General features: G+C 72.2%; 13 protein-coding genes. 10 read left to right on the top strand and 3 right to left on the bottom strand.

Going from position 1 to position 13,817, the window contains the following annotated elements:
- Positions 1-5: 5 nt before the first annotated feature.
- Positions 6-1,331, bottom strand: coding sequence for an MFS transporter (locus OG444_RS36565; protein ID WP_327266162.1), 1,326 nt, complete (start codon positions 1,329-1,331; stop codon positions 6-8).
- Positions 1,332-1,460: 129 nt separating this feature from the next.
- Positions 1,461-2,111 (bottom strand): hypothetical protein, encoded by a 651-nt coding sequence (locus OG444_RS36560; protein ID WP_327266161.1) that lies wholly within the window; start codon positions 2,109-2,111, stop codon positions 1,461-1,463.
- 153 nt (positions 2,112-2,264) lie between these two features.
- On the opposite strand from OG444_RS36560, the gene OG444_RS36555 reads away from it, so the two are divergent.
- The 3 genes from OG444_RS36555 to OG444_RS36545 all read left to right on the top strand — a co-directional run bounded on the left by OG444_RS36555 (position 2,265) and on the right by OG444_RS36545 (position 3,936).
- On the top strand, positions 2,265-2,645 hold the full coding sequence (locus tag OG444_RS36555; protein WP_327266160.1) for an ATP-binding protein: 381 nt from the start codon (positions 2,265-2,267) through the stop codon (positions 2,643-2,645).
- A gap of 46 nt (positions 2,646-2,691) precedes the next feature.
- Complete coding sequence (locus OG444_RS36550; RefSeq protein WP_405791844.1) at positions 2,692-3,078, top strand: PadR family transcriptional regulator; 387 nt, start codon at positions 2,692-2,694, stop codon at positions 3,076-3,078.
- A gap of 117 nt (positions 3,079-3,195) precedes the next feature.
- Positions 3,196-3,936 (top strand): carbonic anhydrase, encoded by a 741-nt coding sequence (locus tag OG444_RS36545; protein ID WP_327266159.1) that lies wholly within the window; start codon positions 3,196-3,198, stop codon positions 3,934-3,936.
- Between the two features lie 66 nt (positions 3,937-4,002).
- Here OG444_RS36545 and OG444_RS36540 read toward each other — a convergent pair whose 3' ends face one another.
- Positions 4,003-4,242: a chaplin gene (locus tag OG444_RS36540; RefSeq protein ID WP_327266158.1), complete on the bottom strand. Its 240-nt coding sequence runs from the start codon at positions 4,240-4,242 to the stop codon at positions 4,003-4,005.
- 324 nt (positions 4,243-4,566) lie between these two features.
- Between OG444_RS36540 and OG444_RS36535 the strand changes: the two genes are divergently transcribed.
- The 7 genes from OG444_RS36535 to OG444_RS36505 are packed head-to-tail and all read left to right on the top strand — an operon-like array spanning position 4,567 to position 13,761.
- The gene (locus tag OG444_RS36535; RefSeq protein ID WP_327266157.1) at positions 4,567-5,907 is read left to right on the top strand and encodes a lysine N(6)-hydroxylase/L-ornithine N(5)-oxygenase family protein; all 1,341 of its coding nucleotides are present in this window, start codon (positions 4,567-4,569) and stop codon (positions 5,905-5,907) included.
- The gene (locus OG444_RS36530; RefSeq protein ID WP_327266156.1) at positions 5,907-7,442 is read left to right on the top strand and encodes a class I tRNA ligase family protein; all 1,536 of its coding nucleotides are present in this window, start codon (positions 5,907-5,909) and stop codon (positions 7,440-7,442) included. Before OG444_RS36535 ends, OG444_RS36530 begins: the two co-directional genes overlap by 1 nt.
- Complete coding sequence (locus OG444_RS36525; protein ID WP_327266155.1) at positions 7,439-8,506, top strand: NAD(P)/FAD-dependent oxidoreductase; 1,068 nt, start codon at positions 7,439-7,441, stop codon at positions 8,504-8,506. The genes OG444_RS36530 and OG444_RS36525 overlap by 4 nt, the downstream gene beginning before the upstream one ends.
- A complete protein-coding gene (locus OG444_RS36520) occupies positions 8,503-9,861 on the top strand; it encodes an MFS transporter (protein WP_327266154.1) in 1,359 nt (452 codons plus the stop codon). The genes OG444_RS36525 and OG444_RS36520 overlap by 4 nt, the downstream gene beginning before the upstream one ends.
- Complete coding sequence (locus tag OG444_RS36515; protein WP_327266153.1) at positions 9,858-11,168, top strand: ATP-grasp domain-containing protein; 1,311 nt, start codon at positions 9,858-9,860, stop codon at positions 11,166-11,168. The genes OG444_RS36520 and OG444_RS36515 overlap by 4 nt, the downstream gene beginning before the upstream one ends.
- Positions 11,165-12,445, top strand: coding sequence for a lysine N(6)-hydroxylase/L-ornithine N(5)-oxygenase family protein (locus OG444_RS36510; RefSeq protein ID WP_327266152.1), 1,281 nt, complete (start codon positions 11,165-11,167; stop codon positions 12,443-12,445). The genes OG444_RS36515 and OG444_RS36510 overlap by 4 nt, the downstream gene beginning before the upstream one ends.
- Positions 12,445-13,761 carry an ATP-grasp domain-containing protein gene (locus OG444_RS36505; protein ID WP_327266151.1) on the top strand — a complete coding sequence of 439 codons (1,317 nt, stop codon included), beginning with the start codon at positions 12,445-12,447 and terminating at the stop codon, positions 13,759-13,761. The genes OG444_RS36510 and OG444_RS36505 overlap by 1 nt, the downstream gene beginning before the upstream one ends.
- Positions 13,762-13,817: the final 56 nt, after the last annotated feature.

Raw genomic sequence — 13,817 nt, 5'->3', positions numbered from 1 at the left:
GCGGCTCACCGCAGCGCCCGCTCGTGGTCGTCCCCGCGCAGCGTCAGCAGTGCGGCGACGCTGACCGCGCAGGTCGCAGCGGCGTAGTAGCCGGGGACGTCGACGTCCCCGGTCCGCTCGGCCACCTCGGTGATGATCAGTCCCGCACAGCCGGCGAACACGGCGTTGGACAGGGCGTACGCCAGCCCGAGCCCGGTGCAGCGCACCCTGGCCGGGAACATCTCGGCCAGCATCGCGGGTCCCGGACCCGCCATCAGGCCGACGCAGGCCCCGGCGGCGAACAGCGCCGCTCCCTTGGCGTACGGCGACCCGTCGGGGTCCTGCACCACGTGCAGCAGCGGGAGTGCGAGCACGGCCACCAGCAGGGCCCCCGCCACCATCACCGCCCGTCGCCCGATCCGGTCGCTGAGCCCGCCGGCGGGCAGGATCGACGCGGCGAACCCCAGGTTCGCCAGGACGGTGCCCAGCAGTGCCTGCTGGAAGGTGGTGCCGAGCGTGCTCTGCAGGTAGGAGGGCAGGACCACCAGGAAGGTGTATCCGGCCGCCGACCAGCCCATCATCCGCCCGATGCCCGACGCCACGGCCCGGACCGTCTCCGCCGAACGACGCCCGGGCACAAGGGCGGGCGCCGTGAGGGCGGGCCGCGCCGGGGCCGGCGGCTCGTCCGGGGGCAGCCGCAACCGCAGCCGCAGCGCGACGAGCCCGAGCGGCAGGGTCAGCAGGAAGGGCACCCGCCAGCCCCACCCGTGCAGCTGCGAGGTGGTCAGTACGCTCGCCAGGACCACGGCCACACCGGCGCCCGCGAGGAGGCCGAGCGCGACCGTGAAGGACTGCCAGGCTCCGTACAGGCCCCGGCGGCCCGGTGGCGCGCACTCCGTCATGACCGAGACCGCCCCGCCGAACTCCCCGCCCGCCGAAAGTCCTTGCAGGATCCGCAGCAGCGTCAGGAGCCACGGCGCGGCCGCGCCGATCGAGGCGTACGTCGGCAGCGCGCCGATCATCGCCGTGGCACCGGTCATCAGACAGACGACCAGGACCAGCGCGGGCCGCCGGCCCACCCGGTCACCGAACCGCCCGAACACCGCGGCGCCGACCGGACGGAAGAAGAAGGCCAGGGCGAACGACGCGTACGCCTTGACGAGCCCCTCCACCGCGCTGCCGCCCTCGGGGGTGAAGAACTGCGCCGCGATGACGGTGGCGAAGTAGCCGTAGATCCCGAACTCGTACCACTCGATGAAGTTGCCCACGGATCCCGCCACCAGCGCCCGGCGTGCTTCGTCCGGCCGGGCCGTCGCAGGAGGCCGCACCGGACCGGGGGCGGGAGTGGTCATGGATCAAGCGTGCTGACCGCAGCGCGGCTCCACAAGTGCCGTCCGCCATCTGCCGTACGCCGGTCCCCCGGTCCCCGGTCATGCCGGGTGCTTCCCGTCACGCCACGGGGACCGGCGGTCCGACGGTCCCTACGCGAGGATGCCCGCGCGGGTGGCGAGGTCGAGTGCCGCGTCGAGGCGCGGGGCGGGCCGCCCCTCGGTGTGGCCCGCCGCCAACAGGGCCGCCACGGCGGCCGCGTCGGCCTTGCGTTCCCGCGCGAGCGCCGCGAACCGGGCGACGGCCCCGGTCAGGCTCGCGGGAATCCTGCCCGGCACGTCGAACGAGGACACGGTCAGTCCGAGGAACTCCTCCTCGTCCGCGCCGACCCAGGCGGCGGCCCCCTCCAGTCCGTCCTCCTGCAGCTCGTCCGGGTACGGGATGCGGTGCCAGGCACCGTCCTGCCACCAGTAGACGAAGCCGAAGAGGTTGCCCGCGGCGTCGTCCCGCAGGAGGTCCCAGGGCAGCCAGTCGGGTCCGTCCGCGAGGAAGTCGATCTGCTCGCCGTCGACGTGGGTGTGGCTGCCGTCGGGGTCCTGGCCGCAGAACACCGCGTGTCCCCCGTCCAGTACGGTCAGGCGCCACCAGCCGTCGCCACCGGTGGAGTGGCACCACAGACCGTCGTCGTCCAGGGCGAACTCGGTGCCGGTGGAACAGGCGGTGTCCACCACCGCCATCGTCACCGCCCTGGCCCACAGCAGTTCGGGGTGTTCGAGGTCTTCGGGCCGGCTCGGCGTGTGCATGGTGTGGTCTCCTCCCGGGTGCGGGGCAAGCCTCGCACGTGGGCCCGGGTCGGCCGAAATGCCGATGGCCCTACCGGCTCGGCCGCTGGGAACCTGGTGTACGGCCCTTCGGCCCGCCTCCGACCGTTCCCTCCTGAGCAGGAGCCTCTTGCCATGCTCGTCCTCGACTCCTCCCGCACGAACACCGCGCTGGCCCGGCGCGCCGCACGGCGCTTCCTGCAGGCGAGGTGTCCGTGGGCCGACGTGCACGATGTGCTGCTCGTGGTGAGCGAGCTGCTGGGCAATGCCGTCCGCCACACGGAGGGCGCCTGGCTGCTGAGGATGTCGTGCCGGCAGGAGGGCCTCGTGGTGGAGGTCCACGACGGCAGCCGTACCCTCCCGGCGCCGCGGCCGGGCGACCCCGAGAACGGGGGCGGGTTCGGCTGGGGCATCGTGCAGCAGCTGGCCTCGTCCGTGACCGTACGGCCCCACCGGTCCGGGAAGTCCGTACGGGCCGTCTGGCACCCGGCCCTGCAGGCACAGGCCGCCGCCTGACCGAGATGCATCCAATATATCCTGATTGTCAGGATATGCTGGCTTCATGGCCCCGCGAGAGATGACGCGTACGGCGTTCTACGTACTGACCGCGCTGGCCGACGAGCCCCGGCACGGCTACGGCATCGTCCGGGAGACCACCGCCCTGTCCGAAGGGCAGGTGCAGCTGCGCATCGGGACGCTCTACGGGGTGCTGGACCGGCTGACGGCCGAGGGAGCCATCGAGCTCGACCGCGAGGAGACCCACCGGGGCCGGCTTCGCAAGTACTACCGCCTGACCGGCCGCGGCGAAGCGGCACTCGAGGCGGAGGCCCGGCGGATGGCATCGGGCGCGCAGGCCGCGACCCGGCGACTCGCCTCCCGGATCGGCGCCGGGCAGGCCGACGGCGACACTCTTCCGGCGCGGCCCACGGGCACGGAAGGCGCTCCCTGACCCCGGCGCCCGCATGCTGAGAAGATCCCGCCCCCATCAGGCCCGCCCGCGAGCGGATCACGCCATTGTGCCCGCCTGATCAACTCCCTTACGGGAAGAGCGGGTTACGGTCCGGCCATGTCTTCGAACACACGAACCGCACCGGCTCGGAGCAGCCGACGCGCCCTGCTGCGCACCGCCGTTGCGGGTACGGCGGCCGCCGGAGCGGGTCTGACCCTCGGTGCGGCCTTTCCCGCTCTCGCCACCTCATGGGACCAGGAGGGCGCCGAGCGCGTGAGCACCCCCGCGCAGGCCTTGAGCCGGCTGGTGGCCGGCAACCGGCGGTGGAGGACCCAGGGACAGGAGCACCCGCACGAGTCCGCGTCCCTGCGCCGCCGGCTCGCCCACGGCCAGCAGCCCTTCGCGATCGTGCTGGGCTGCATCGATTCGCGGGTTCCGCCGGAACTGGTCTTCGACCAGGGGCTGGGTGATCTGCTGACGGTCCGGTCGGCGGGTGAGGTGCTGGACGAGGCCGTGCTGGGGAGCATCGCGTACGGGGTTCTGGAGCTGCGCGTACCGCTGGTGCTCGTCCTGGCGCACCAGTCGTGCGGGGCGGTCACCGCGGCGGTCCGCGCCGACGGGACGGGCGAACCGCTCCCCGCTCATGTCCAGTACCTGGCCGATCAGATACGGCCTTCCATCGACCGCAGCACGCAGGGCGAGGCCCGCGTCGACGCGACGATCAACGCCCATGTGCTCAACGTACGGCGCAGACTGGCGGCCGAGCCCGACCTCGCGCGGAGGGTGGCGACGGGCGAACTGGCCGTGCACGCCGCCCGCTACGAGCTGCGCGACCAGCACGTACGCACCCTGACCTGACGGCGGCCCGGGCGCGGGCCCATCCCGGTCGACCTTCCGACCGGGATGAGCCGCGCTTCACGAGCTTCAGGCGTTGACGCAGACGTTGCCGGCAGCCGGGTTGAGCGCGCCGATCACGTTGATGCTGTTGCCGCACAGGTTGATCGGGATGTGGACCGGGATCTGGATCAGGTTGCCCGAAAGCACACCGGGCGAGCCGGCCGCGATGCCCTCCGCGGTGGCGTCCGCCGACGCCGAGGACGCACCGCCGATGACCGCCAGGCCCAGCACCAGGGCAAGGCCCGCACTCTTCAGAACACGCGACACGTGACATCTCCTTGTAACCGCACAGCGATGCCGGAGCACCGCACGGCCCCGAGCGGGGCCGTCGTCCTTTCCTTCGGCAGCTGATGGCCTTCCGGCCTGGGTCGATCTGCCCGGTTCCCTCGAAGGGGTGTCACCGCACCCTCCGTTTGGGGGTACCCGGCCCCCCATTTGTCGGACCACCCGACCGGTTCCCCGGTCAGTGCCGCTTCCCGGCCCGAGATTCCCCAGCCGACGGGACAAGTTCCCCTATCGATCGGGAACGGCGGAAATCTAGCCTCGCTACTGCCCGTCCGCGAGTCGGATCTCTGTGTTCGAGGGGGAAGTGTGGCTGATCGGGAAGTCGGTGTTCTGGCGATCGGTGCGGGTCCGGCCAATCTGGCATTGGCGGTGGCCATCGAGGAGTCGGGACCGGCCGAACTGGCGGACGGCACACTGCTGCTGGAGCAGGGGCCGGACATCAAATGGCAGCGCGATCTGCTGATGCCCTGGGCGCGCAGCCAGGTGTCCTTCCTCAAGGACCTGGTGACACTGCGCAATCCGAGCAGCAAGTTCTCCTTCCTCAACTTCCTGCATGCGCAGGGGAGGCTGGACGAATTCGTGAATCTGGGGACCTTCCACCCCTTCCGGTGGGAGTTCTCCGACTACCTCCAGTGGGTAGCCGCCTCCCTGGAAAAGGTGCGGATCCGCTACGACGCCCGCGCCTCCCGGGTCGATCCCGTGCACGGCGCCGACGGCTCCCTGACCGGCTGGAGCGTACGGCTCACCGACGGGGACACCATCCGCTGCCGCGACCTCGTCATCGGCGGCGGCCGCGACCCCCGGGTCCCCGAGGTCTTCGCCGGCCTCCCCGCGGACCGCCTGATCCACAGCGCCCAGTACCGGACCCGCATCACACAGATACCGAAGGACGAACCGGTCCGCGTCGTGGTGATCGGTGGCGCGCAGAGCGCCGCGGAGATGTTCTTCGCGCTGCGCGAGAATCTCCCGTCCAGCCGCGTGACGATGGTGGTCCGGTCGATGGGGCTGCAGAACTACCAGTCCAGCAAGTTCGTGAACGAGCTGTTCTACCCGTCCTTCGTCGACGAGTTCTACGACAGCCCGGCCGAGGTCCGTGCACAGCTCCTGGACGAAATGCGGTTCACGAACTACGCCGGGCTCGCACCGCCCTTCCTGGACGAGCTCTACTCGATGATCTACCGGGAGAAAATGCTCGGTCCCGAGCGGTCGGTCGTCCGGGCCATGACCGAGGTGGTCGGGGCCCGCCTCGACGGCGGGGAGGTGGTGCTCGACCTCCGGGAGCGGGTGAGCGGGAAGACCGAACCGCTCCGCTGCGACCTGGTCCTGCTGGGCACGGGCTACGACCCCCGCAAGCCGGCGCTCGTACGGGAGCTGGCCGCCCGGGTCGGCCTGGACGAGGTCACCGTCAGCCGCAACTACCGGGTGGACCTCGGCGAATCCGCCTGGGGCGCCGTCTACCTCCAAGGCGTCAACGAAGAGACCCACGGCATCGCCGACTCCCTCATCAGCGTCCTCGCCCACCGCTCCCACGACATCCTCACCGACCTCCTCACCCGCCGCGCCGACAGCACTGACCGAACCGACAGCACCGGCAGCACCGACGGCCGGGCCGTCGCCGCCGCGGTCACCGAGTACAGGAGCGCGTGATGAAGCGGACGTTGGTGATCGCCCCCGGCCCCACCGCGAACGGCGATCTGCACCTGGGCCACCTGGCCGGCCCGTTCCTCGCGGCGGACGTCTGTGCGAGGTACGCGCGTTCCGCCGGCCAGGACGTGCTGTTCGGCACGGGCGTGCACTTCACGCAGAACTACATCGTGACCACCGCCCGGAGACTGGGCGTGCCGCCCGAGGAGCTGCGCGTCCGCTCGGCCGCGCAGGTGGAGGAGACCCTGACGGCCGTCGGCATTGAACCGGACGGGTTCGTGCGGTTCGACGACCGGTACGTGAAGACGGTCCGGCACTTCTTCGAACGCCTGCACGGCGCGGGCAGGCTCCGGCTCCAGGCCGTGAGGTTCCCGTACGCTCCGCGCACGGGCGAGTACCTCACCGACGCCTACGTGCGCGGCGGCTGCCCGGTGTGCCTCGCCGACGGCTGCGCCGGGCTGTGCGAGAACTGCGGCCACTGGATCGCATCCGCCGACCTCATCGCACCGCGCTCGACCCTGGACCCCTACGATCCGGTCGAACTGCGGGAGCAGCAGGTCCTGGTGCTCCCCCTGGAGGACCATCGCGACGCGCTCGTGGAGTACTTCGCCGGGCGCAGTGCGACGATGCGGCCGCGCCTGGCCCAGATGATCGAGGAGATCCTGTCCCGGCCGCTCCCGGACTATCCCGTCACCCTGCCGATCTCCTGGGGGATCCCCGCGCCGTTCCCGGAGGTCGCCGGCCAGGTGATCTACGCGGATGCCGAGGCCATCGCCTGGAGCATGCACTGCACCGCGCTCGCGGCGGAGCAGCGCGGGGCGGTGCCGGCCGCCGACGACGAGCTGTGGTTCTCCGATGCCGGCACGCAGGTGGCGTACTTCTTCGGCTCCGACGCCGGTTTCGCCTTCGCGGTGGTCGGGGCCGCGATGCTGCTGGCGCTGGGCGGCTACACGCTGCCCGAGCACTTCGTCACGAACGAGTTCTACGAGCTGGACCACGACAAGTTCTCCACCAGCCGCGGCCATGTCGTCACGGGGCGGGAACTGGCCGCCGAGGTGCCGAGGGATCTCATCCGCTTCTACCTCGCCGTGACCGGCCCGGACTTCCAGCGCACCAACTTCGGCCGCGCTGCCCTGGAGCACGTGACGGGCACCCGGCTCGTGCGGCCCTGGAACCGGGTGGCGGACAAGGCCGCCGCGTGGGCGGGCCGTGGGCCGCTGCCGGTGTCCGAGCGGTCCAGGGTGGCCGCCGGACTGATGCTGGAACGATTCTCCGCCGCCTACGACGTGCGCCGGTTCAGCCTGACCTCGGTGGCCTTCACCCTGTCCGAGCAGCTGGCGCGGCTGGACCGGTGGGAGGTGGGTCCGGGCGACGCGGGCGACTTCTGCCACGAGGTGGAGGTGTTCCTGCGCTGCGCGGCGCCGGTGCTGATCGACCTGGCCGGGGAGGCCCTGCCGGACCGGACTGTCCCCGCCCGGTCGTACGCCACGCGGGTCACGCCCGTACGGTTGCCGCGGCTGGCGGAGACGGGAACTTGAGGGCGGCCGCCGCCTCCCGGCAGGTGATCGTGGTGGGAGCGGGCGTCACCGGGCTGCTGACCGCGGTGGAATGCGCGCGGGCGGGCCACCGGGTGACCCTGCTGGACCGGGGCCCGGTCCCCAATCCGGGGTCGAGTTCGTCCGACCAGCACCGGGTCATCCGTACTCTCAGCGCGGACGACGCGGACGCCACCGGGCGGATGGTCGCCGCCCACCGGCGGTGGCTCGAGCTGGAGGCCCTGCTGGGGGCCGGGTTCTACCGGCGTGTGGGGGTGGTCACGGCCCGGCCCCGGGAACAGCTGGCCTCGGTGACCGCGGCGGCCGCCGCCGCGGGTGTGCCCGTACGGACGGTGGAGCCCCAGCGGCTGCCGCACCTGGCGTTCCCCGCCGGCTCGGCCGCGGTGCTGGAGGCCGACGGCGGGGTGCTGCTGGCGGACCGGGTGCTGCGGGCCGCGGTCCGGTGGCTCACCGGGCATCCCGCGGTGAGCGTGCGGCCGTACAGCCCGGTCGTCCGGATCGACGTGGACTGCGCTCACGTGCTGCTGGCCGGCGGTGAGAAGCTCGGGGCCGATCTGGTGCTGGTCGCGGCCGGGCCGTGGACCCGGGATCTGGTGGAGCATCAAGTCGTCCTGCACCGCCAGACCATGGTCTACCTGCGGCCGCCCGCGGATGCGGCGCGGTGGTGGCGGACGGCGCCCGCCGCGGGCGGCATCGGCGCGGACGGGCGGGCGTGGGCGATGCCGCCCGGAGGGGGCGCGCTCCTGAAGATCAGCTCCGATGCCGTCGCCCGGGAAGTGCCCAGTACGTCGGGAAGTACGCGCGAGGACCAGGCGCCCTGGGTGGAGCGGCTGGCGCGGGCGGCGCCGCTGTCCGGGCTGGAGCGCTACACGGTGGCGGCGGTCAAGGAGTGCCACTACGCGTGCGCCGCGGACACCGGTGGCGCGGTTCTGGCCCGCGTGGGTCCCGCCGTGTGGTCACGGGCGGCCTGCGGTGGCTCCGGGTTCAGCCAGGCTCCGCTCGTCGCGGGGCGGATCGTCGATGCCTTGATGAAGGGAGCGGCATGAAGAAGGAGGAAACCCCGATCGGCGTGTTCGAGGCGCTGAGGGCGACCCCGACGCCGGTGCGGTATCTCCTCGGCGGCGTGCTGGTCAACCAGCTCGGCGCGTTCGTCCAGACGTTCCTCGTGCTGTACCTGACCTTCCGCGGCATGTCGGTCGCCGCGGCGGGTCTGACCCTCGTCGCCTACAGCGCAGGGTCGATCTTCGGAACGATGCTGGGCGCGGAGTTCACGCAGCGGTTCGGGCCGCGGGCCACGATCGTGACGGCGATGGCCGGCTCCGCCCCGCTGGTGGCGGCGATCTCGTGGCTGAGCGGGCCGGGGATGCTGTGGCCGCTGCTCGTCGTCGTCGGGCTCGCGGGCCTGTTCACCCAGGCCTACCGGCCGGCGGCCGCCGTGATGCTGAGCGACCTGATGCCGGACCGGTACCAGGTGATGGCGTTCTCGATGATGCGCATCGCGCTGAACATGGGCGCGGCGCTGGCGCCGCTGATCGCCGCGGGACTCATCCTGGTCGACTGGGACCTGCTGTTCTGGATCGACGGCGGTACCGCGCTGGTCTACGCCCTGCTGGCCTTCGTCCTGCTGCCGCGGAAGACCACGCCGGAGGGGGCCGGGGACGAGGACGGGCAGGACTCCTCCGCCGGGGCGGCGACAGCCGCGGCCGAGGCCCCGGCCGCCGGTGGCGAGCCGGCCGGGCCCGCCGGGCCCGCCGGGCCCGCCGCCTCGGGCTACGCCGCGATGCTGCGCGACCGCAAGTACCTCTCCTACCTGGCCGCCGTCCTGCTCGGCTCGCTCACCTACGCCCAGGGCCATATCGCCCTGCCACTGGAGCTCGCCGCCAGCGATTACCCGACCAGTTTCTACAGCACGGTGCTCACGGTGTCCTCGGTCGTGCTCATCACGTGCGAGCTCAAGATCACCGCGTACCTGAGCCGGCTGCCCAAGCACGTCCGCGTGATCACCGGCCACCTGGTGGAAGCCGTCGGACTCGCCGTGTACGCACTGTCCTCCCGGTCCGGGGCGTTCACGATTGCGGGCGCGGTGCTGGTCGTGGCGGGCATCATGATCGCCGCTCCGAGCATGTTCGCCCACCCCGCGACGTTCCCTTCCACGGTGAAGGCCCGCTACATCGGCACGATGCAGGCGGTGGGCGGCGCGGCCGGGGCCCTCGCCCCGCTGTTCGGGGTCTACGCCTGGAGCCGGCTCGGGAGCGGTTTCTGGGTGCTGTGCGGTGTGGTCACGGCCGTCGCCGGACTGCTCGCCCTGGCGGGCGTGAGACGGCCGCCCGAACCGGTCGCCGTGACGGACCCCGAGCCGGACTCCGCCGGAAAGCCTGAAGTCGTCGGGGGTGCCTCGTGACCGGGCAGGGTCCGGGGGCCGGGCCCGGAGTACGGCCGGCGGCGGTGGCCGGAGCAGGCAGGCCGGTCCTGGTGGTCGGATTCGTGGGCGTCACCCTCGCCGCGATCGGGGCGTTCCAGCCGGACGACTCGGTGATCTACGTCGAGGAGCCGGACGTCGTCCGCAAGCGGCGGGTGCACGAGCAGCTCGAGGGGGTGGCGTTCGTCCGCGGCCTCATCGAGTGGGAGTACCACCTGGCGGGGAAGGCCGACGAGTTCTTCAACGCCCATCCCGGACTCGACCCCGCCGCGGTCGTCCCCGCCATCGAGTACGCGACCCCGTTCGCCGCCCGGCTCGCGGAACGCTACGGCCTGCCGGGCGCAGGCCTCGGCGCCGCGCAGATCCTGCGTGACAAGGCGCTGCTGCGGCAGGTCAGCGCGGCCGCGGGCATCGCGAACCCGGTGAGTGTCCCGGTCCGGGGTCCGGACGACGTACGGGCCTTCCTGCGCGGCCGGCCGGGGCCCGTCGTGCTCAAGCCGGCGAACCGTCAGGCATCGGTGGGCACCAGGGTGATCCGTGACGCGGCCGAGGTCGAAGGGGCGTGGGCGGACTGCCTCGTCCAGGACGAGGGCGTTTTCGTGCCCGACCGGCCCATGGCGCTGGCCATGCTGGCCGAACAGTACGTCGAGGGGCCCGAGTACAGCGTCGAGATGCTGGTGCGGGACGGCGTCGCACTGTTCGTCAATGTCACGGGCAAGCAGCTGTTCCCGGGGCCCCATCCGGTGGAGCTGGCGCACGTCGTGCCGGCCGACATCCCGGACGAACTCGCGCGGCTGCTCGGTGCGCGGACCGCGCTCCTGGTCGAGGCCGTCGGATTCCGCGACGGGTTCGTCCACGGTGAGTGGATCGTCTCGGACGGTGTTCCGTACCTCGTGGAGTGTGCGGGGCGGCTGCCCGGTGGGGGCATCCTCGACACGATCCAACTCGCTTATCCGGTGGAGCTGTTGCGCAGCTACTACGCGGTACTGAAGGGCGAGGCGCTGCCGGGCGGGCTGCCCCGGCGCGCCAAGGGCGGTGCGGCCGTGCGGTTCCTCGCGGCCGCACCGGGCCGGGTGGCCGCCGTGCACGGTGTGGAGGCCGCCCGGCGGGCGGACGGCGTGTTCCTGGCCGCGGTCACCGTGGAGCCGGGCCACCCGGTCGCGGAGCTGCGCCACTCCTGGCACCGGGCGGGGATCGTCATGGCCACCGCGGACAGCCCGGCCGAGGCGCTCCGGCGGGCCGAGGCCGCCGCCGGCATGGTCCGAATCGATATCGAGGGGGAAGAGTGACTGATCGGGAAGTCGGTGTTCTGGCGATCGGTGCAGGTCCGGCCAATCTGGCATTGGCGGTGGCCATCGAGGAGTCGGGACCGGCCGAACTGGCCGACGGCACACTGCTGCTGGAGCAGGGGCCGGACATCAAATGGCAGCGTGATCTGCTGATGCCCTGGGCGCGCAGCCAGGTGTCCTTCCTCAAGGACCTGGTGACACTGCGCAATCCGAGCAGCAAGTTCTCCTTCCTCAACTTCCTGCATGCGCAGGGGAGGCTGGACGAATTCGTGAATCTGGGGACCTTCCACCCCTTCCGGTGGGAGTTCTCCGACTACCTCCAATGGGTAGCCGCCTCCCTGGAAAAGGTGCGGATCCGCTACGACGCCCGCGCCTCCCGGGTCGATCCCGTGCACGGCGCCGACGGCTCCCTGACCGGCTGGAGCGTACGGCTCACCGACGGGGACACCATCCGCTGCCGCGACCTCGTCATCGGCGGCGGCCGCGACCCCCGGGTCCCCGAGGTCTTCGCCGGCCTCCCCGCGGACCGCCTGATCCACAGCGCCCAGTACCGGACCCGCATCACACAGATACCGAAGGACGAACCGGTCCGCGTCGTGGTGGTGGGTGGCGCGCAGAGCGCCGCGGAGATGTTCTTCGCGCTGCACGAGAACCTGCCAGCGAGCCGGATCACCATGGTGGTGCGCTCGATCGGGCTGCAGAACTACCAGTCGAGCAAGTTCGTGAACGAGCTGTTCTACCCGTCGTTCGTCGACGAGTTCTACGACAGCCCGGCCGAGGTCCGTGCACAGCTCCTGGACGAAATGCGGTTCACGAACTACGCCGGGCTCGCACCGCCCTTCCTGGACGAGCTCTACACGATGCTGTACCGCCAGAAGATGGTGGGGCCGCAGCGCTCCGAGGTGCGCGCGATGACCGAGGTGGCGGGTGCGCGGACCGAGGGCGGGGAGGTCGTTCTCGACCTGCGGGACCGGCTGAGCGGCAAGGTCGAGCCGCTGCGCTGCGACCTGGTGGTGCTGGGGACCGGTTTCGACGCCCGCAAGCCGGCGCTCGTACGGGAGCTGGCCGCCCGGGTCGGCCTGGACGAGGTCACCGTCAGCCGCAACTACCGGGTGGACCTCGGCGAATCCGCCTGGGGCGCCGTCTACCTCCAAGGCGTCAACGAAGAGACCCACGGCATCGCCGACTCCCTCATCAGCGTCCTCGCCCACCGCTCCCACGACATCCTCACCGACCTCCTCACCCGCCGCGCCGACGCCGGCTCCGGGAGGGTGTGATGGGCACCGGCCGGGGCGGCACGGGCGGCAACGACACCCTGCTGGTCATCGGCAGCGGGCTGAAGGTGTACCGGGAGTACCTGATCGCGCCGATCCGCCGGCGCGCCCGGGCCGCGGGGCTGGACATGGTGCTGCTCAACAACCTGAAGCCCACCTGGCAGCGCGACTACTTCGACGAGATCATCGTCGCCAACGTCTTCGACTCCGGGGCGATGGCCGCGGCGGCCCGTGAGGTGGCCGGCCGGCGCCGCATCGTCGGACTGATGTGCTGGGACGAGCCGCTCGTCCTGGACGCCGGGCTGCTCGCGGCCGAGTTCGGGGTGCCGGGTCTGTCCGTACTGGGCGTGCGCGGCTGCCGCGACAAGCGGCGCACCAGGGCCGAGCTCACCGCCGCGGGCCTCTACCAGCCGGGCTTCGAGCTGACGACCACGGCCGGACAGGCCAGGGCGGCGGCGGACCGGATCGGATATCCGGTCGTGGTCAAGCCCCGGGCGATGGGTGCGAGCATCGGTGTCGTGTTCGCGGCCGACGCGGCCGAGGTGGAGGCGGCCTTCCGGATCGCCCTGGCCGCGAGCGAGGTCGATCCCGGGCCCTACCGCGCGAGCGCCATGGTCGAGGGGTACGCCCCCGGCCCGGAGATCAGCGTCGACGGCGCCGTCCACAAGGGCGAGTACCTTCCGATGTTCCTCGCCCGCAAGCACAGCAGCGACCAGCCGTACTTCGAGGAGGTCGGGCACCTGGTCGACGCGGCCGACCCGCTGATGGCCGATCAGGAGCTGATGAGCACCCTGGCCCGCGCCCACCGGGCGCTCGGCATCGAGGACGGCATCACCCACAGCGAACTGCGGCTGACCCCGCGCGGTCCCCTCGTCATCGAGATCAACGGCCGCCTGGGCGGGGACCTGATCCCGTTCCTCGGCAGGACCGCCACCGGCATCGAGCCGGGTGAGGTGCTGTTCGACGTGGCGACCGGGCAGCGGCCCGACACCAGACCCACCCGGCGGGCGGTGGCCGGCATCCGGTTCGGCTACCCGGAGCGGGACTGCGTGCTGCGCTCGGTTCGCGTACCGGCCGGGGCCCCCGGCCTGGTCGCCGCGGCGCCGATGGCCGAGCCGGGCACCACCCTGCGGCTGCCTCCGGGCGGCTATCTGGCGCGCCACTCCTTCGTGGTGTGCGAGGCCGACGACACCCGGACCTGCCTCGACCGGCTGGACACGGCCGCGGGACTGGTCGAGGTGGCTGCCGGGCCGATCGGCCCGCCCGATCCGGACGCCCCGTTCGCGATGCCCGCCGGACTGCTCGACGTGGACGAATGACCGGCACCGCGAGGACGCGAGGGACCGCGGCGCCACACGGCACACCATCACCCGAG

Origin of the sequence: Streptomyces sp. NBC_01232 (assembly GCF_035989885.1) — a bacterium.
Taxonomy (GTDB): Bacteria; Actinomycetota; Actinomycetes; order Streptomycetales; family Streptomycetaceae; genus Streptomyces.
Note: the sequence above shows the minus strand (reverse complement) of the source record. Positions and strands in the feature narration are given on the sequence as shown.